Source organism: Acidovorax sp. LjRoot117, from assembly GCF_964252695.1.
Classification (GTDB): Bacteria; Pseudomonadota; Gammaproteobacteria; order Burkholderiales; family Burkholderiaceae_C; genus Acidovorax.
Genome location: NZ_CAXUPO020000009.1, coordinates 171892 through 189155, shown reverse-complemented (window position 1 = coordinate 189155; position 17264 = coordinate 171892). Strand labels below are relative to the sequence as shown.

The window sequence follows — 17264 nt, the reverse complement described above, 5'->3', positions numbered from 1 at the left end:
TCCTTATGCCTTGGCCGACTGAATGGCTTCCCACACGCGGTGCGGCGACGCGGGCATGTCGAACTCCTTCACGCCCAGCGGGTGCAGCGCGTCGAGCACGGCGTTGATCACCGCCGGTGGCGAGCCGATGGCGCCCGCCTCGCCACAGCCCTTGGTACCGAGCGGGTTGTGCGTGCAGGGTGTGCAGACATGGCCCAGCTTGAACTCGGGGAAGTCATCGGCGCGCGGCATGGCGTAGTCCATGAAGCTGCCCGTCAGCAGCTGGCCCGTCTCGCGGTCGTACACGCAGTTTTCCATCAGCGCCTGGCCGATGCCCTGCACCAGCCCGCCGTGCACCTGGCCCTCCACGATCATCGGGTTGATGATGGTGCCGAAGTCGTCCACGGCGGTGAACCGGTCCACCCGCGTGCTGCCGGTGGCGGGGTCCACCTCCACCTCGCAAATGTAGGTCCCGGCGGGAAAGGTGAAGTTGGTCGGGTCGTAGAAGGCCGTCTCGTTGAGCCCGGGTTCGAGCTTGTCGAGCGGGTAGTTGTGCGGCACGTAGGCCGTGAGCGCCACCTGGCCGAACGGGATCTTCTTGTCCGTGCCGCGCACCGTGAATTCGCCGCCGCTGAAGTCGATGTCGGCGTCGCTCGCCTCCATCAAATGCGCCGCGATCTTTTTGGCCTTGGCCTCGATCTTGTCCAGCGCCTTCATGATGGCCGCGCCGCCCACGCTGATGGAGCGCGACCCGTAGGTGCCCATGCCGAACGGCACACGGCCCGTGTCGCCGTGCACGATGTCCACGTTCTCCACCGGAATGCCGAGGCGCGCGGCCACCACCTGCGCAAAGGTGGTCTCGTGCCCCTGGCCATGGCTGTGCGAGCCGGTGAACACCGTCACGCTGCCGGTGGGGTGCACGCGCACCTCGCCGCATTCGAACAGGCCCGCGCGCGCACCCAGAGCGCCTGCGATGTTGGACGGCGCGATGCCGCAGGCCTCGATGTAGCTGCTGTAGCCGATGCCGCGCTGGAGGCCCTGGGCCTCGCTGGCCGCCCTGCGCGCCGCAAAGCCCGCCACGTCGGCCAGCTCTTGCGCCTGCGTCATGCACGCGTGGTAGTCGCCCACGTCGTACTGCAGCGCCACGGGCGTCTGGTAGGGCCAGCTGGTGATGAAGTTGCGCTTGCGGATCTCGTCCTGCGGCAGGTTCATCTCCCAGCCGCAGCGGCTGACCAGGCGCTCGAGCAGGTAGGTGGCCTCGGGCCGGCCCGCGCCGCGGTAGGCATCGACCGGCGCGGTGTTGGTGAACCAGGCGTCCACCTCGACATAGATCTGCGGCGTGGTGTACTGGCCCGCCAGCAGCGTGGCGTACAGGATGGTGGGCACCGCGCTGGCAAAGGTGCTGAGGTAGGCGCCCATGTTGGCGTCGGTGTGCACGCGCATGGCCAGAAACTTGCCGTCCTTGTCCATCGCCATCTCGGCATGGCTCACGTGGTCGCGGCCATGCGCGTCGGACAGGAACGACTCGCTGCGATCGGCCACCCACTTGATGTTGCGGTTGAGCTTCTTGGCCGCCCAGGTCAGGCAGACGTCCTCGGCATACAAAAATATCTTGGAGCCGAAGCCGCCACCCACGTCGGGCGCGATCACGCGCACCTTGTGCTCGGGCAGGCCCATCACGAAGGCCGTCATGAGCAGCCGTTCCACGTGCGGGTTCTGGTTGCTCACGTACAGCGTGTACTCGTCGTTGGCGCGGCTGTAGCTGCCGATGGCCGTGCGCGGCTCCATGGCGTTGGGGATCAGCCGGTTGTTGACCAGATCGAGCTGCGTCACATGCGCCGCGTTGGCAAAGGCCGCATCCACCGCGCCCTTGTCGCCGATGGCCCACTTGTAGCAGTGGTTGTCAGGCGCCGCGTCGTGCAGGCCTGCGCCGGCCACCGTGCCTGCGGCGGCATCGGCCACGCTGACCACCGCGGGCAGCACGTCGTAGTCCACCTCCACCAGCTCGGCTGCGTCGCGCGCCTGCTGCTGCGTGAGGGCCACCACCATGGCCACATGGTCGCCCACATAGCGCACCTTGCCCTGCGCCAGGATGGGGTGCGGTGGCTCCTTCATCGGTTGCCCATCAGTGCTGGTGATGAGCCAGCCGCAGGGCAGGCCGTTGATGTTGTCGGCCGCCACATCGGTGCCCACAAAGATGCCCAGCACACCCGGCGCGGCCTTGGCGGCGTCGGTGTGGATGCTGTTGATGCGCGCATGCGCATGCGGCGAGCGCACGAACACGGCGTGGCTTTGCGCAGCCAGCACCACGTCGTCGGTGTACTGGCCGGCGCCGGTGAGGAAGCGGTAGTCCTCCTTGCGCCGGAGCGATTCGCCGATGTGCGGCAGCTTGGAGAAGTCGGATGCACCCATGGTCTGTCTCCTTGTTTCCGTTATGCCGACGCCATGGCTTTTTGGCCCACCTGCACGGCCCGCACGATGTTCTGGTAGCCCGTGCAGCGGCAGATGTTGCCTTCGAGCAGCTCGCGGATCTCGCCTTCGTTCGCGTGCGGGTGGCTGTTGCACAGGTCCACCGCGCTCATCACCATGCCCGGGGTGCAGAAGCCGCACTGCAGGCCGTGGCATTCCTTGAAGGCCGCCTGCATGGGGTGCATGGTGCCGTCCGGCGCGGCCAGGCCCTCGATGGTCTGCACATCGGCGCCCTGGGCCTGCACGGCCAGCATGGCGCAGGATTTGACCGCGCGGCCGTTGACGTGCACCGTGCACGCGCCGCACTGGCTGGTGTCGCAGCCCACGTGGGTGCCGGTGAGCAGCAGGTGCTCTCGCAGCGCATGGACCAGCAGGGTGTTGGGTGGAACGTCAACACGGGCCGCGCGCCCGTTGACCGTGAACTGGACTTGCATCTGGCTGTCTCCTCGAAGAGTTTGGCTGTGAACCTGTCCTAAGCCGCTGCATCTTCTGCCCGCCCCCCGGCCCCATCCCTAGGGAGAACCCTGAATTTCCGGCAGCGCGCGCCGGAAATTCTCAAAATGAAACATGTTGCGCCGCACACCGGCGCATCATGCGGGGCACGCCGCTGCGACCGCCCCTGCTGCGGCGCCGCCACCCGCCATCCATCCGGGATACCGATGCTCGCCACCGCACCGCCATCACCCGCCGAGGACCGCCACGCCCTGATCGCCCAGGCGCGCCGCGCACTGCTGGACGAGGGCGCGCTGACCACGCGCACCGCGGTGGAGCCGTGGATCACGCGGTCGTGGCAACGCTGCCTGGACAGGGGCCTGCAGCCCGCACAGCGCGTGGCCTTTGATGTAGTGAGCGCATCGGCCCAGCGCCGCAGCCGCGACCAGAACCACCAGCTGCTGGCCGCCGCGCGCCCCGTGCTGCACCAGCTCACCCGCGCGATTGCCGGCATGCGGTACTTCGCCATCCTGACCAACGCCCACGGCATCGTGGTGGACGTGCAGGGCCCGTGCGACCGCCACGACCCGCGCGCCAGTGCAATCGGCCGCGTGGGCATCGACCTGTCTGAAGCGGCGGTGGGCACCACCGCCATCGGCGCCGCGCTGGCCGAGCTGCAGCCGGTGTGGCTGCACCGGGGCGAGCACTTCTTCGACGACAACGGCAGCTACAGCTGCGCGGGCGCGCCGCTCTTCGGCCCCGACGGGCAGTGCATCGGCATGCTGGACCTGACTGGCGTGGACGTGCCCGAGCGCCCCGAACTGCGCCACCTGGTGGCCCGGTCCGCCCGCGCCATGGAAGACGCACTGCTGCAGCAGCTGCCCCACTCACTGCTGCTGCGCGTGAACTGGCCCGGCAGCACGCTGGGCAGCGAGGCCGACGGGCTGCTGGTGCTGGATGCCGACGGCTACGTGCTGGGCTGCAACAGCATGGCCCGGCAACTGCTGCCCCTGCCGCTGTGCCCGCCGGGCAGCCTGCGGCACTGCAGCGACCTGATGGCGCTGCCCTGGCCCCAGCTCTTCGATGCCGCCCGCTCGCGCGGCACGCCCGCGCCGCTGGACCTGCCGCTGTGGTCGGGGCTGCGGCTGTCGGGCCTGGCCCTGGCACCGCACCAGACGGCGCCCGGCAGCGCCTGGACTGCGGGCCCTGCGACCATGGCGCCGATGGCCCCCATCGCCACATCACCCGCCCCGCTGCGCGAGGCCGAAACCGCCCTCATCCGCCGGGCCGTGCAGGACGCCCGCGGCAATGTCGCCGAAGCCGCACGCGCCCTGGGCATCAGCCGCGCCACGGTGTACCGCAAGCTGGGCGTGCCCAAGGGGCATTGAGCGCAGACGGCGGGCACACGCTACGGGCATGCGCGGTGCGCCCACGCCCGCAAGGACTCCAATTTCTTGAATAAAAACGCGGTCTGCCGCTGGGTAGACAAGCGCTACCAGCTATCAAATCCATAGCATCTGAATAGATTGCGCCGCACGGCGCAGACAGCCGACTGCGGTCCCTTCAGACTTCGGCCAGCGCCAGCACCACCGCGTTGTCGTCCACGATCAGCTCCACCCGGCTGCCCGCGCGCAACCCGCTGCCCGCCGCGGCAAAGCCTACCATCTGCACGCCGGCAGCGAGCTGGGCCGACACTTCGTCGCCCGACTCGCCGCGCACCACGCGCACGGCCTTGGCTGGCAGGCAGAAGCGGCCCGCGTCCGGGCCCTCCCGGCCGGCCCCGGAGCCCGCACTGGCACGGCGCTCCACCCGCACCGCGGTCGCCTTGCACAGCGCCTGCACCACCAGCCCCGGTTGCAGGCCCAGGAGTTCCGCACTCTCGCGGGTGATGCGCGATGCGAGCACCGTCGCACCCGCGAGATCGCCCAGCTCGGCCTCGAACACCAGGTGCACGCGCACGATCTGCCCCAGCACTTCGAGCCGCTGCACCACGCAGGGCCACTGGTTGCGCATGCTGGTGCGCACCGCCAGCCTCGCCAGCGCGGGGCCCGCATGCGGCGTGGCCTGCCAGCGCGAGAGCACGGCGCCCCGCGCCTGGGTCATCGCATCCGCAGCCGCCAGCAACTGCTGCCCCGCCTCGGTCAGCCGCGCGCCCCCGCCACCCGCGCCGCCCACGGCCCGTGCGACCAGCGCCGCACCGGCCAGGTTGGTGAGCGTGTCCACCGCCTGCCACGCCGCCTTGTAGCTCACGCCCACCACGCGCGCCGCCTGCGAGATGGAGCCGGTGTCACCGATCTGCCGCAGGATGTCGATGCGCTTGTCGGTGAGGGCGTGGGTCAGTGCGGACGAGATGGACAGCGATGAGGACATGGAAGATTCAGGATGATGGCCAGGCGGCGTGGGCGGCCAAGCACAAGTGTCGCACCACACCTAGCCGCGCAGCGTGGCCAGGACGCGGGCAAACACGTGCCCACGGTCCGCGGGGTGGTCCTGCAGCCAGGCATGCAGCGCGTGGCCCGACCCTGCCAGGCGGATCACCTCCACGCTGCGCGCCCGCGTGGCCCGGGTGATGTACCCGTGCTCGACCTCCCGGGGGATCACTGCGTCGTGCTCGCCCAGCACCAGCAACAGCCGGCCTTCGAATTGCTCCAGCGCGCTGAACGCGGGCGATGCCGCAAAGGCCGTGGTGGTGCGAATGACCTGCTGGAATGCCGGCCCGAAAGCCACCGGCTGCGCCGCGGCCTCGTACGCGGCCGGGCAGAACAGCACGATGGCCGCAGGCATCAGGCGCGGGATGAGGCTGCACGCGATGTGGCCGCCCATGCTGCTGGCGATGAGCGACACCGGCGGCTGCAGGCCGAGCCTCTCCACCACCGCCAGCGCCTGCGCGACACGGTCGTCCAGGCTGGAGTCGGACATCGGCCCCGGGCTGTCGCCCTGGCCCGCAAAATCGAACGCCGCCGCAGATTGATCCTGGCCCGCCAGGTAGGTCAGCAGAGGCCGGTAGCCCTGGCGCGACGAGCGCCCGCCACCGTGCAGGGCCAGCGTGCGCGGGGGTTGTGGCGAAATGCCGTGAAAAGCTGTTCCATGCAGCGCCCTGCCTTTGCACAGCACCTGAAATTCTTGCTCTTGCATCCGCCAAAGCTTACAGCGCAGCCGACTGCGGCCTGGCCGATGCGGCTGCCTCCATTGGCCTGACCCGGCGCAGCCGGGCCCCCTGGCCCCACCAGCACACCACAGCGATCTGCATATACTCGCGCTATTCCATTCATGAATAGCGCCACCCGCGCCGCGCCGCCATGCTGCATCGCCTTGCCTCCCTGCCCCGCATCCTCACCGCCATCGGCTGGTCCACCAGCCTGTCCACGGGACTGTTCGCCGCCCTGCTGCCGTCGGCCCATGCCGACACCGTGTCGGTCGCCGTGGCCGCCAACTTCACGGCGCCCATGCAGAAGATTGCCACCGCCTTCGAGGCGGACACGGGCCACAAGGCCGAGCTGTCGTTCGGCGCCACCGGCAAGTTCTACGCGCAGATCACCAACGGCGCGCCGTTCCAGATCCTGCTGTCGGCCGACGACACCACGCCCGCGCGGCTGGAGAAGGAAGGCAAGGCCGTGACCAATTCGCGCTTCACCTATGCCATCGGCACGCTGGTGCTGTGGAGCGCGCAGCCCGGCTATGTGGATGCGCAGGGCGCCGTGCTCAAGACCGGCGACTTCAAGCACCTGGCCATCGCCAACCCCAAGCTGGCGCCCTACGGCCTGGCCGCCATGCAGACCATGGACAAGCTGGGCGTGACCGCGCAGCTGCAGCCGCGCTTCGTGCAGGGCGAGAACATCGCGCAGACGCACCAGTTCGTCGCCACGGGCAATGCGCAACTGGGCTTCGTGGCGCTGTCGCAGGTGATGGCCGACGGCAAGATCACCAGCGGCTCGGCCTGGCAGGTGCCGGCGGATCTGCACGAGCCCATCCGCCAGGATGCGGCGCTGCTCACGCCGGGCAAGGACAGCGCGGCGGCCACGGCGCTGCTCCAGTACCTGCGCGGCGACAAGGCCCGCGCCATCATCAAGTCCTACGGCTATAGTTTCTGAAGGGCGCGTGCGCAAATCGCTTGGCACCGCTTCCCGACTTCCAAGACACTTTCCGACGCTCCATGCCCTTTTCCAGCGCCGATCTGGCGGCCATCGGCCTGACGCTGCGCCTGGCCGGCACCACCATGGCGCTGCTCCTGGTGCTGTGCACGCCGCTGGCCTGGTGGCTGGCGCACACGCCGTCGCGCTGGCGCGGTCCGGTGTCCGCCGTGGTGGCGCTCCCGCTGGTGCTGCCGCCCACGGTGATCGGCTTTTACCTGCTGGTCACGATGGGGCCGCATGGGCCCATCGGGCAGTTCACGCAGAGCCTGGGGCTGGGCACGCTGCCGTTTACCTTCTGGGGGCTGGTGGCGGGCTCGCTCATCTATTCGCTGCCGTTCGCGGTGCAGCCGCTGCAGCATGCGTTCGAGAGCATCGGCCGGCGGCCGCTCGAAGCCGCTGCCACGCTGGGCGCCGGGCCGCTGGACCGGTTCTTCACCGTGGCGCTGCCGCTGGCCCGCCCAGGCTTCATCACCGCGGCGATCCTGAGCTTTGCGCACACGGTGGGCGAGTTCGGCGTGGTGCTGATGCTGGGCGGCAACATCCCCGGCGTGACGCGCGTGGTGTCGGTGCAGATCTATGACCATGTGGAAGCGCTGGAGTACACGCAGGCGCACTGGCTGGCCGGCGGCATGGTGGTCTTCTCGTTCCTGGTGCTGCTGGGCCTGAACCTCACGCGGCGCCGGGCGTCGATGGTGTCGTGATGAGCGCCAACGCACCGAGTTCTCAGCAGATCGAGGCGCGCCTGCACCTGGCACGCCCCGGCTTCACGCTGGATGTGGACCTGCGCCTGCCCGGGCGCGGCGTGACCGCGCTGTTCGGCCCCTCGGGCTGCGGCAAGACCACCTGCCTGCGCGCCATTGCGGGCCTGGAGCGTGCGCAGCCGGGGCACGTGCAGGTCAACGGCGAGACCTGGCAGGACGACGCACAGCACATCTGGCGGGCCACGCACGAGCGCGCTCTGGGCTATGTGTTCCAGGAAGCGAGCCTGTTCGACCACCTCACGGTGCAGGGCAACATCGGCTACGGCCAAAAGCGCACGCCGCCCGCGCGCCGCCAGGTGGCGCTGAAGCAAGCAGTGGACCTGTTGGGCATCGGCCACCTCATGGACCGCAAGCCCCAGGCCCTGTCGGGCGGCGAGCGCCAGCGCGTGGCCATTGCACGCGCCCTGGCCACCAGCCCGCGCCTGCTGCTCATGGACGAGCCCCTGGCCGCGCTGGATGCACCGCGCAAGGCCGAGGTGCTGCCTTACCTCGACACACTGCAGTGCACGCTGGACATCCCGGTGCTGTACGTGAGCCACGCCATCGACGAAGTGGCGCGGCTGGCCGCGCACATGGTGCTGCTGGAGGACGGCCGCGTGCGCGCCCACGGCCCCACGTCCGAACTGCTGGTGCGGCTGGACCTTCCCCTGGCCCATGGCGACGCTGCCGCCACGGTGATCGACGGCCACGTCACGCAGCACGACGACCACGACCTGGTGACCACAGTGACGTTCGCAGGCGGGCAGCTGCTGCTGGTCAGCCCCGGCGAGCATGCCGTGGGCGCGCCGATCCGGCTGCGCATCCAGGCGCGGGACGTGAGCATTGCGCTCACGCCGCCTGCAGGCACGAGCATCCTCAATATCCTGCCTGCCACGGTGGCCCACGTGGCGCACGACAGCCCGGGCCAGCTGATGGTGGCGCTGGACGCCGGGCCCACGCGGCTGTTGGCGCGGGTCACCGAGCGTTCGGCCCAGGCGCTCGGCCTGGTGGCGGGCAAGCCGGTGTATGCACAGATCAAGGGCGTGGCCATCGTCAACTGAGCGCAACAGTGGGCCCGTCCCCGGGTCGTATGATGACCGCCTACAACGGGGGTGGGGCAACATGGTTTCAATCTGGCATGACGCCGCGCAGGCGTTCGGGGTGGGTTTTCCTGCGCCGCTGCAGGGCCTGCTGTTCTGGGTGACTGCGTCTTTGGTGGTGCACGTGTGCCAGCGCCTGGTGGAGCACACGGCGTTCTCGGCCGACCCGCCCAGCCGGCGCGTGAGTGCATCGCACGCATCGCTGGGCATCGGCTGCATCGTGTGGGCGCTGGATGTGGTGGGCCTCTTTCTGTATGAAGAGCTGGCGCACCACGCGGTGGCACTCGACCTGGTGCCCGCACTCAGCGGGCTCATCATCATGGCGGTGAGCACGCGCCTGACCATACCGACGCTGAGCACCAGCGCCCGCAAACTGCACATCGCGATGGCGGGGGCCTGCCTGGCGGCGGGCATGCTGCTGGCGCACTTCACCATCACGCAGGACCTGGTGCGCAGCTTTGCCACGGTGAACTGGACGGCGATCGTGCTGGCGGCTGCCATTGCGCTGTGCCTGGCCACCTGGACATCCATCCGCCACCGGGCGGTGAAGATGAGCGTCCTCACACCCCATCTGCTGCGCCGGTCATGGGAAGAAAAGGCCGTGTGCGGCGCGGCCATCCTGCTGCTGCACTGGCTGCTGGTCAACACGTTCGGCCTGCTCAGCGTCCCGGCTGGCGACGCGGCGCACAACAGCGCGCTGCTGGTCTGCGTGGTGGTGTTCGGCACCGCCCTGGCAGTAGAGCAGCTGCGCAACATGCACTTCGACGCGGGCCGCCAGCAGTTGCTGCGCCGCGGGCTGTCGATGATGCGGGCGTCCAACATGGCGCACAACCCCGAGCGCGACATGCAGCTGTCGCTCATCGCCGACCGGCTGCACGACCTGCTGCAGCCCGACCGGCTGGCGCTGCACTTTCAGCCCATCGTGGACCTGCGCCAGCCCGGCGTGCAGTTCGAGGCGCTGCTGCGCGTGAAAGACCCGGCCCTGGGCCCGCTCAACCCCGAGATCTTTCTGCTGGCCTGCGAGCTGCAGGGCCGCACCGGCGATGTGGACCGCATGATCCTGCGCAACGCGCTGGACTGCCTGGCCGCCTGGCGCGAACAGGGGCTGCTTCAGATCACCATCAGCGTGAACGTGGCACCCAGCACGCTGCTGGCGACCGGCTTTTGCGACTGGCTGCGCGCAGAACTGGCGCAGCGCGCCCTGCCGCACCACGCGCTGCGGCTGGAGATGACCGAGCACGCCGTGATCGCGCTGGGCGCACCCATGGTGGACGCGCTGCAGGCGCTGGGCACGCTGGGCATCGCGGTGGTGATGGACGACTTCGGCACCGGCTACTCGTCGCTGGGCATGCTGGCGGACCTGCCGATCGCGGGCGTCAAGTGCGACCGGTTGTTCGTGCAGCAATTGGCCAGCGATGCGCGCAGGCAGTCGCTGCTGCGGCACATCGGGGCGCTGACCCGCGAGTTCGGCCTGTCGGTGGTGGTGGAGGGCGTGGAGACCGCGGACGAACTGCAAGCCGTGGCGGCCGCGGGCCTGCACGCCATCCAGGGCTACCTGTACAGCAAGCCCATGGCATCGGCCAGCGTGCCGGCCTGGTACGCCAACGAGATGCAGCCGCGCCGCAAGGCACTGCAGGCCCTGCTCTCCCACACCACCCGGGCGGCCGCTGGCAGCGCTGCGGCGGCGCCGGTGCTGTCCGCGTCGCGCGCCTCCGGGCCCGACTTTCTGCACTCCGTTCATCCCTCTCATTCGTGACAACTCTCACCACACTGGTCCTGGGCGGCTATGGCAACTTCGGCGCGCGCATCTGCCGCGCCCTGGCGGGCGACCCGTCCCAGCACCACCACATGACCCTGCTGGTGGCCGGCCGCGATGCAGCCCGCGCGCAAGCGCTGGCAGCCACGCTGCACCACGGCGCACGCGGCGTGGCGCTGGACCACCAGGCCCCGGGCCTGGCCGACCAGCTGCGCGCCTGGGGCGTGGGCCTCGTCATCCACACGGCCGGCCCGTTCCAGGCGCAGGCCTATGCCGTGGCGCAGGCAGCGGCCCAGGCCGGGGCGCACTACATCGACCTGGCCGACGGTCGCCGCTTCGTGTGCGACTTTCCGGCGGCGGTGCACGGCACCTTCGCTGCGGCGCAGCGCACCGCCGTCACGGGCGCGAGCACCGTGCCCGCGCTGTCGTCCGCCGTCATCGACCACCTGTGCGCCGGCTGGCAGCACATCGACAGCATCGACATCTGCATCGCCCCCGCCCAGCGCGCACCGCGCGGGCAGGCCACGCTGGCGGCGGTGCTGAGCTACTGCGGCGTGCCCATTCCGGTGTGGGAAGGTGGCCAGTGGCGGCCCCGGCGAGGCTGGTCCGAGCCGGTGCCGGTGCACTTCCAGCGGCTGCGCCCCCGCCTGGCCGCGGTGTGCGACATCCCGGACCTGGAGCTGTTCCCACAGCGCTACCAGGTGCGCGACCGCGTGGTGTTCCGAGCCGCGCTGGAGGTGGGCCTGGCGCAGCGCAGCTTCGCCGCCATCGCCGCGCTGCGCCACTGGGGCCTGCTGCCGCACCCCGAGCGCCTGGCCGGGCTGCTGCACCGCGCGGGCGGCGTGCTGGACGTGCTGGGCACGCCGCTGGGCGGCATGGTGGTGCGCGTGGCCGGCACGGATGCCCACGGCCACACGCGCCGCCGCGCCTGGCACATCGCGGCCGACCACGACCACGGCCCGGAGATCCCGTGCATGGCCGCCATCCTGCTCGCGCGGCGCCTGGCGGCCGGCAACCCCTTGCCGCTGGGTGCGCACACCAGCACGGGCCTGCTCGCACTCGAATCCTTCGCGCCCGAATTCGACCGCTGGGGCATGGTGACCGACGTGGTGGAAGAACCCGCGTGAACGCCCTGCCCGTAGCCACCGAGCGCCTGCTGCGCTACAGCCTCGTGGCCGTGTGGCTCATCACGGCTATCGTCAGCGTGTGGGAGCTGCACGGCCAAAGCCGCGCCCTGCTGGCCGGCCTGCCGGCCGCGCTGCAAACGCCTGGCTGGACCGCTGCACTCATCCTGGGCGGCGCGGCTGCCGATGCCGTGCTGGGTGGGTGGATGGCATGGCGACCTGGCCGCGCCGCGTATGCCGCCGCGCTGGCGCTGATGGCCACCATGACGGTGCTGGCCACGGTGATCCAGCCCGACCTGTGGCTGCACCCGCTGGGCCCCTTGACCAAGAACCTGCCCATCGCCGCCATCCTGTGGGTGCTGCTGCAGGCCACGCCGCGCGCTGCGCCAACAAGCCGACCATGAGCCTGTACCTCACCCTCAAGTGGATCCACATCGTCTCCAGCATGCTGCTGGTGGGCACGGGCCTGGGCTCGGCGTTCTACATGTTCTTCACCAACCGCAGCGGCAACGTGCAGGCGCAGGCCGTGGTCACGCGGCTGGTGGTGCGGGCGGACTGGTGGTTCACCACGCCCACGGTGTTCGTACAGCCCGCCACAGGGCTGGGCATGGCGTACATGCTGGGCCTGCCTTTGACAACGCCGTGGCTGGCGCTGTCACTGGGGCTGTATGTGCTGGCGGGCGCCTGCTGGCTGCCGGTGGTGTGGCTGCAGCTGCGCATGCGCGACATGGCGGCAGAGGCTGCGCGCATGGGCAGCCCCTTGCCCCCGCAGTACTGGCGCTGCGCCCGCTGGTGGGAAGCGTTGGGCTACCCCGCCTTCATCGCAATGGTCGTGGTGTTCTACCTGATGGTGAACAAGCCCGGCCTGTGGGGCTGAGCCCCCACCGGACGATGCCTTCACCCGGGGGGTTAGCCGACCGGCGCGCCGCAGGCCAGCGCCACCGTGGAGCCGGCTTCACCGGGCCACGGGTGGCGTCCCGCTGGCGGGATGACGCGCAGCGCCTCAGGGGGGGTCACTTGCTCGCGTTCGGGAAGAACAGCTGCTCGCCGCCGATCTTGTAGCTGGCGATGACCTGCTGGCCGGCCGGCGACACGACCCAGTCGACGAATTTCTGCGCGTCCTGCGCCTTCACGTGCGGGTGCTTGGCAGGGTTGACCACCATCACGCCGTACTGGTTGAAGAGCTTGGTGTCGCCCTCGACCAGGATGGCCAGGTCGGCGCGGTTCTTGAAGTTGAGCCAGGTGCCGCGGTCGGCCAGCACGTAGGCGTTGCTCGACGCCGCGATGTTGAGCGCGGGGCCCATGCCGCAGCCGCATTCCTTGTAGCCGCTGCCCTTGGCGGCATCGGCGCCCGCGAGCTTCCAGTAGCGCAGCTCGGCAGCGTGCGTGCCGCTCTTGTCGCCGCGCGAGACGAAGTTGCCGTTGCCGGCCGCGAGCTTTTGCAGCGCCTGCACGATGTCCTTGCCGCGCGTGCCCGCCGGGTCGTCCTTGGGGCCGACGAGGATGAAGTCGTTGTACATGACGGGGTAGCGCTTGACGCCCCAGCCATCGGCCACGAATTTCTCCTCGGCTGCCTGGTCGTGCACGAACAGCACGTCGGCGTCGCCCCGGCGCGCCATGTCCAGCGCCTGGCCCGTGCCCAGGGCCACCACCTTCAGGTCGATGCCGCTGGTCTTCTTGAACTCGGGCAGCAGGTGGCCGAACAGCCCCGACTGCTCGGTGGATGTGGTGGATGCCATCGTGATGCTCTGCGCGGACGCCACGCCAGATGCTACAAAAATAATAGCTACCAGCGCTTGCTGAATGCGCGGTACAGGGCCCAAAAGCTTGAAATTCTTCATCACCGGGCCACCCCGGGACGAGAAAGCGGATCCCTCGGGCGACAGCGACGGCACGGGGTGGCGAGCGTGGGGGGCGGTTTTTTTCATACCAGTTCTCCTTTGACAAACAGACGGGCGGCCTCGGGCAGGGGGCCGTTGAAGAAGTCGTGCACCGGCAGGTCGGCCACCAGGCGGCCATGCTCCATGTAGATCACCCGGCTGGCCAGGCGCTTGACCTGGCCCAGGTTGTGGCTGCTGAACACCATGGTGACTGGGTGGGCGGGGCCGCCAGCGCCGTGGCTGGCGGCGAAGTCGGCCATCAGGGACTCGACCTCGCGCTTGGCGTGCGGGTCCAGGCTGGCGGTGGGCTCGTCCAGCAGCAGCACATCCGGCCGCAGTGCCCAGGCGCGCGCCAGCGCCAGCCGCTGCTGCTGCCCGCCCGACAGGGTGCGTGCGTTCTGCGCCGCGATGCCCTGCAGACCCACACGCTGCAGCGCAGTGAGCGCGGCCAGCCGGGCGTCGCGCCAGCGCATGCCGCGCAGCCACAGAGCCAGCGCCACGTTGTTCAGGGCGCTGGTGCGCAGCATGTGCGGGCGCTGGAACAGCATGGCCTGGCGCAGCGTGCGGTTGCAGTGCAGGCCTCCGCCGCCGTTGGCATCGGCCAGGCCGTGCAGCACGCGCAGCAGCGTGCTCTTGCCGCTGCCGTTGGCGCCCACCAGGGCCACGCGCTCGCCGGGCACGATGCACAGGCTGACATTCGCCAGCGCCACCACGGCGCCATAGCGCACCGAGACGTGGCGCAGGTCCACCCACGGGGCGCCGTCGTTGGCGGCTGGCTGGCCTGGCGCGCCGGCCATCTCCACGCCTTGGGTGGTGTGCACTGCGCTCATGCGGCCACCCCCACCGGCATGCCGGAGGCCGCGCCGTCCACCCGCTCGCGCCATCGGCGTACCAGGGCGATGACCACGTTGAGCGCCAGCACGACGGCCAGCAGGAGCATGCCCAGCGCCAGCGCCAGGGGCAGGTCGCCCTTGCTGGTCTCGAGCGCGATGGCGGTGGTCATGACGCGGGTGAAGCCGTCGATGTTGCCGCCCACGATCATGACGGCGCCCACCTCGGAGATGGCGCGCCCGAACGATGCGATCAGCACGGTGAGCAGCGCGTAGCGCTCGTCCCACGCCAGCAGCAGGCTGCGCAGCAAGGTGCCCGCCCCCAGGGACCGCAGCTGCTCGCCGTGCGCGCGCTCGGCGTCTTCCACCGCCTGCCGCGTGAGCGCGGTGACCACCGGCAGCACCAGGATGGCCTGGGCCAGCACCATGGCCTTGAAGCTGAACAGCCAGCCCAGGGACCCGAGCGGCCCGCTGCGCGACAGCAGCAGATACACCACCAGCCCCACCACCACGGACGGCACGGCCAGCAGGGTGTTGAGCACGGCCAGGACCGCGCCGCGCCCCGCAAACCGCGCCACCCCGAGCCATGCCCCCAGCACCAGCCCCAGGCCGCAGGCCAGCAGGCAGGCGGTGGCGCTGACCGACAGGGAGCGGCCCACGATGGCCCACAGCACCGGGTCGAAGGAGAGGGTGAGTTGCAGCGCTGTGCTCGCGCTTTCGGTCAGCGTGGACATATATTGAATTGGGCTATCGTAGGCACCCTGCCAATATCCAGCCATATGAAATCCTGTGCATAGGGTCCAACTCCACTACACGCTGAGCCGCGACGCGGGCACCGCACTCATTCGCAACCCCTTGCCGGAACTGCTGCAGGCCGTGGCGGAGCACGGCTCCATCTCGGGCGCGGCGCGTGCGCTCGACCTGTCCTACCGCCATGTCTGGGGTGCGCTCAAGCGCTGGGAAGAGCAGTTGGGCGGCGAGCTCATCATCTGGGGCAAGGGGCAGTCCGCCCAGCTCAGCGAGTTCGGCACCAAGCTGCTGTGGGCCGAGCGGCAGGCCCAGGCCCGCCTGGCGCCGCAGATCGCGGCACTGCATGCGGACCTGGAGCGCGCGTTCGCCGTGGCCTTCGACCCGCAGGCCCACGTGCTCACGCTGTACGCCAGCCACGACGACGCGCTGGCCGCACTGCGGGCGCACGCGGCCACACCGGGGCGCACCGGCGGGCTGCACCTGGACATCCGCTTCACGGGCAGCGTGGATGCGATCCGCGCGCTGAACGAAGGGCGCTGCACGCTGGCGGGTTTCCACACGGTGGAGAACGCCCAGGCCGAGTCGCTGACCGCGCGCACCTACCAGCCCCTGCTGCAGCCGGGCCTGCACAAGGTCATCGGCTTTGCCCAGCGCACGCAGGGCCTCATCGTCGCGCCGGGCAACCCGCTGCAGTTGAACACCCTGGCCGACGTGGCCCGCACCGGGGCACGGTTCGTGAACCGGCCGCTGGGCTCCGGCACGCGCGTGCTCATCGACGAGCTGCTGGCGCAGGACGGGCTGGCACCGGGCGCGCTGGCCGGCTATGCGTCCGACGAGCCATCGCACACCGCGGTGGCGCAGGCCGTGGCCGCCGGCGCGGCCGATGTGGGCGTGGGCATCGAGCTGGCGGCGCGGGCGCGCGGCCTGGGCTTTGTGCCGCTGGTGCGCGAGCGCTACCACCTGGCCTGCCTGAAGGCGAGCCTGGACCAGCCCGCCACCCTGGCCCTGCGCACCCTGCTGCAGACGCCCGACTGGCTGCAGCAGATGGCCGGGTTGCCGGGCTACACGCCGCTGCGCTGCGGCGAGGTGCTGGCGATGAGCCGGGTGCTGCCCTGGTGGCGCTTTGCCAAGCCCAAGCGCGCCTCCCGCGCCCAGGCGGCCTGAGAACGCATACAGGCAGCGCATGCCGCACAAGCGCATGCTGCGGGGGTGGTGCCAAGAGGGAAAATGGTGTGGGGATACCGGCGCGCGAAGCCTCGGAAAGCGCCGATGAAGGGGCCCGACCCTGAGGAAAACCCCATGTCGGCGCGTCAGGCTTTCTTCAGCGCTTGGGGAGTAGGATGCGCGTTACTTTCAGACACCCTCGGGCCCGGCAGCGCATTGGGCCCGCCCCATTTTCATACTCAGGAGACACAACGTGTCAGCACTTCTCAAATTGGCCTTGGGCATGGACTGGATTTCCAGCAAGCTCAGCAAGATCGCCACCTGGACCGTCCTCGCCGCCGCCCTCATCTCTGCCGGCAACGCCTTCGTGCGCTACGGCATCGACATGAGCTCCAACGCCTGGCTCGAGATCCAGTGGTACCTGTTTGCCGCCACCGTCATGCTGGGCGCGCCCTTCGTGCTGATGCTCAACGAGCATGTGCGCGTGGACATCATCTACGGCAAGCTGCGCGGCAACAAGCAGGTGTATGTGGACATCATGGGCCTGGCGCTGTTCCTGCTGCCTGCCATGGCGCTCATCGCCTACCTGAGTTGGCCCCTGTTCGAGCGCGCCTTCCTGTCGGGCGAGATGTCGGGCAACTCCGGCGGCCTGATCCGCTGGCCCGCCATCATCCTGATGCCCGTCGGCTTCACCCTGATGGTCCTGCAGGGCCTGGCCGAGATCATCAAGCGCGTGGCCTACCTGCGCGGCATCTACCAGATGAACACCCACTACGAAAAGCCGGTGCAGTAAGCAGCCCGCTCCTTGGGCCGCTCCCTCCAGGACGCGCCATGAAGAAGACCCCGCGGCACCCCGGCCCCGCCTGCTAGGACGGCCTGCCGCGCTCTCACTCCCGGAATTTCAGGA

General features: G+C 69.9%; 17 protein-coding genes. 10 read left to right on the top strand and 7 right to left on the bottom strand.

The genetic code is table 11. The features are described 5' to 3' along the window. Nucleotides 1-3: 3 nt before the first annotated feature. On the bottom strand, nucleotides 4-2391 hold the full coding sequence (locus ACSQ3D_RS20990; RefSeq protein WP_436128178.1) for a xanthine dehydrogenase family protein molybdopterin-binding subunit: 2388 nt from the start codon (nucleotides 2389-2391) through the stop codon (nucleotides 4-6). 20 nt (nucleotides 2392-2411) lie between these two features. Continuing rightward, nucleotides 2412-2882: a (2Fe-2S)-binding protein gene (locus tag ACSQ3D_RS20985; RefSeq protein WP_056170543.1), complete on the bottom strand. Its 471-nt coding sequence runs from the start codon at nucleotides 2880-2882 to the stop codon at nucleotides 2412-2414. Between the two features lie 225 nt (nucleotides 2883-3107). On the opposite strand from ACSQ3D_RS20985, the gene ACSQ3D_RS20980 reads away from it, so the two are divergent. Next, entirely contained in the window at nucleotides 3108-4268 is a 1161-nt protein-coding gene (locus tag ACSQ3D_RS20980; protein WP_436128177.1) for a helix-turn-helix domain-containing protein, read from the top strand. A 175-nt stretch (nucleotides 4269-4443) separates the two neighbouring features. Here ACSQ3D_RS20980 and ACSQ3D_RS20975 read toward each other — a convergent pair whose 3' ends face one another. Next, nucleotides 4444-5250, bottom strand: a complete 807-nt coding sequence (locus ACSQ3D_RS20975) for a TOBE domain-containing protein (protein ID WP_436128176.1) — start codon at nucleotides 5248-5250, stop codon at nucleotides 4444-4446. Nucleotides 5251-5310: 60 nt separating this feature from the next. Then, on the bottom strand, nucleotides 5311-6015 hold the full coding sequence (locus ACSQ3D_RS20970; protein ID WP_396504080.1) for an alpha/beta fold hydrolase: 705 nt from the start codon (nucleotides 6013-6015) through the stop codon (nucleotides 5311-5313). Nucleotides 6016-6179: 164 nt separating this feature from the next. Between ACSQ3D_RS20970 and modA the strand changes: the two genes are divergently transcribed. The 7 genes from modA (at nucleotide 6180) to ACSQ3D_RS20935 (ending at nucleotide 12610) form a co-directional block, all read left to right on the top strand. Then, nucleotides 6180-6971: a molybdate ABC transporter substrate-binding protein gene (gene modA / locus ACSQ3D_RS20965; RefSeq protein WP_436128175.1), complete on the top strand. Its 792-nt coding sequence runs from the start codon at nucleotides 6180-6182 to the stop codon at nucleotides 6969-6971. A gap of 62 nt (nucleotides 6972-7033) precedes the next feature. Continuing rightward, nucleotides 7034-7714 (top strand): molybdate ABC transporter permease subunit, encoded by a 681-nt coding sequence (modB, locus tag ACSQ3D_RS20960; protein WP_056413008.1) that lies wholly within the window; start codon nucleotides 7034-7036, stop codon nucleotides 7712-7714. After that, entirely contained in the window at nucleotides 7714-8814 is a 1101-nt protein-coding gene (gene modC, locus ACSQ3D_RS20955) for a molybdenum ABC transporter ATP-binding protein (RefSeq protein WP_436128174.1), read from the top strand. Before modB ends, modC begins: the two co-directional genes overlap by 1 nt. A 61-nt stretch (nucleotides 8815-8875) precedes the next feature. Further along, a complete protein-coding gene (locus ACSQ3D_RS20950; protein ID WP_436128173.1) occupies nucleotides 8876-10609 on the top strand; it encodes an EAL domain-containing protein in 1734 nt (577 codons plus the stop codon). After that, nucleotides 10606-11736 carry a saccharopine dehydrogenase NADP-binding domain-containing protein gene (locus ACSQ3D_RS20945; RefSeq protein WP_436128172.1) on the top strand — a complete coding sequence of 377 codons (1131 nt, stop codon included), beginning with the start codon at nucleotides 10606-10608 and terminating at the stop codon, nucleotides 11734-11736. Before ACSQ3D_RS20950 ends, ACSQ3D_RS20945 begins: the two co-directional genes overlap by 4 nt. A 5-nt stretch (nucleotides 11737-11741) precedes the next feature. Continuing rightward, nucleotides 11742-12137 (top strand): DoxX-like family protein, encoded by a 396-nt coding sequence (locus ACSQ3D_RS20940; RefSeq protein ID WP_436128207.1) that lies wholly within the window; start codon nucleotides 11742-11744, stop codon nucleotides 12135-12137. Further along, nucleotides 12134-12610, top strand: coding sequence for a DUF2269 family protein (locus tag ACSQ3D_RS20935; protein WP_436128171.1), 477 nt, complete (start codon nucleotides 12134-12136; stop codon nucleotides 12608-12610). The genes ACSQ3D_RS20940 and ACSQ3D_RS20935 overlap by 4 nt, the downstream gene beginning before the upstream one ends. Nucleotides 12611-12746: 136 nt before the next feature. On the opposite strand, the gene ACSQ3D_RS20930 is transcribed toward ACSQ3D_RS20935, so the two are convergent. The 3 genes from ACSQ3D_RS20930 to ACSQ3D_RS20920 form a co-directional block, all read right to left on the bottom strand. Next, the gene (locus ACSQ3D_RS20930) at nucleotides 12747-13574 is read right to left on the bottom strand and encodes a substrate-binding domain-containing protein (protein ID WP_436128206.1); all 828 of its coding nucleotides are present in this window, start codon (nucleotides 13572-13574) and stop codon (nucleotides 12747-12749) included. An 83-nt stretch (nucleotides 13575-13657) separates the two neighbouring features. Beyond that, the gene (locus ACSQ3D_RS20925) at nucleotides 13658-14410 is read right to left on the bottom strand and encodes an ABC transporter ATP-binding protein (protein ID WP_436128205.1); all 753 of its coding nucleotides are present in this window, start codon (nucleotides 14408-14410) and stop codon (nucleotides 13658-13660) included. Between the two features lie 29 nt (nucleotides 14411-14439). Continuing rightward, on the bottom strand, nucleotides 14440-15177 hold the full coding sequence (locus ACSQ3D_RS20920) for an ABC transporter permease (RefSeq protein WP_056412989.1): 738 nt from the start codon (nucleotides 15175-15177) through the stop codon (nucleotides 14440-14442). Nucleotides 15178-15232: 55 nt separating this feature from the next. Here ACSQ3D_RS20920 and ACSQ3D_RS20915 point away from each other — a divergent pair, with 55 nt between their 5' ends. Both ACSQ3D_RS20915 and ACSQ3D_RS20910 read left to right on the top strand, forming a co-directional pair. Further along, nucleotides 15233-16357 carry a substrate-binding domain-containing protein gene (locus tag ACSQ3D_RS20915; protein WP_436128170.1) on the top strand — a complete coding sequence of 375 codons (1125 nt, stop codon included), beginning with the start codon at nucleotides 15233-15235 and terminating at the stop codon, nucleotides 16355-16357. A gap of 253 nt (nucleotides 16358-16610) precedes the next feature. Further along, nucleotides 16611-17150, top strand: a complete 540-nt coding sequence (locus tag ACSQ3D_RS20910; protein ID WP_056170573.1) for a TRAP transporter small permease subunit — start codon at nucleotides 16611-16613, stop codon at nucleotides 17148-17150. The last annotated feature ends 114 nt before the right edge of the window (nucleotides 17151-17264 follow it).

What these genes read in the sequence shown, in the direction of transcription:
- ACSQ3D_RS20990 (WP_436128178.1), bottom strand. Translation starts at nt 2,391, where the DNA reads ATGGGTGCATCCGACTTCTCCAAGCTGCCGCACATCGGCGAATCGCTC.
- ACSQ3D_RS20925 (WP_436128205.1), bottom strand. Translation starts at nt 14,410, where the DNA reads ATGGCCGGCGCGCCAGGCCAGCCAGCCGCCAACGACGGCGCCCCGTGG.
- ACSQ3D_RS20970 (WP_396504080.1), bottom strand. Translation starts at nt 6,015, where the DNA reads ATGCAAGAGCAAGAATTTCAGGTGCTGTGCAAAGGCAGGGCGCTGCAT.
- ACSQ3D_RS20985 (WP_056170543.1), bottom strand. Translation starts at nt 2,882, where the DNA reads ATGCAAGTCCAGTTCACGGTCAACGGGCGCGCGGCCCGTGTTGACGTT.
- ACSQ3D_RS20950 (WP_436128173.1), top strand. Translation starts at nt 8,876, where the DNA reads ATGGTTTCAATCTGGCATGACGCCGCGCAGGCGTTCGGGGTGGGTTTT.
- modA (WP_436128175.1), top strand. Translation starts at nt 6,180, where the DNA reads ATGCTGCATCGCCTTGCCTCCCTGCCCCGCATCCTCACCGCCATCGGC.
- ACSQ3D_RS20975 (WP_436128176.1), bottom strand. Translation starts at nt 5,250, where the DNA reads ATGTCCTCATCGCTGTCCATCTCGTCCGCACTGACCCACGCCCTCACC.
- modC (WP_436128174.1), top strand. Translation starts at nt 7,714, where the DNA reads ATGAGCGCCAACGCACCGAGTTCTCAGCAGATCGAGGCGCGCCTGCAC.
- ACSQ3D_RS20920 (WP_056412989.1), bottom strand. Translation starts at nt 15,177, where the DNA reads ATGTCCACGCTGACCGAAAGCGCGAGCACAGCGCTGCAACTCACCCTC.
- ACSQ3D_RS20980 (WP_436128177.1), top strand. Translation starts at nt 3,108, where the DNA reads ATGCTCGCCACCGCACCGCCATCACCCGCCGAGGACCGCCACGCCCTG.
- ACSQ3D_RS20930 (WP_436128206.1), bottom strand. Translation starts at nt 13,574, where the DNA reads ATGAAGAATTTCAAGCTTTTGGGCCCTGTACCGCGCATTCAGCAAGCG.
- modB (WP_056413008.1), top strand. Translation starts at nt 7,034, where the DNA reads ATGCCCTTTTCCAGCGCCGATCTGGCGGCCATCGGCCTGACGCTGCGC.
- ACSQ3D_RS20935 (WP_436128171.1), top strand. Translation starts at nt 12,134, where the DNA reads ATGAGCCTGTACCTCACCCTCAAGTGGATCCACATCGTCTCCAGCATG.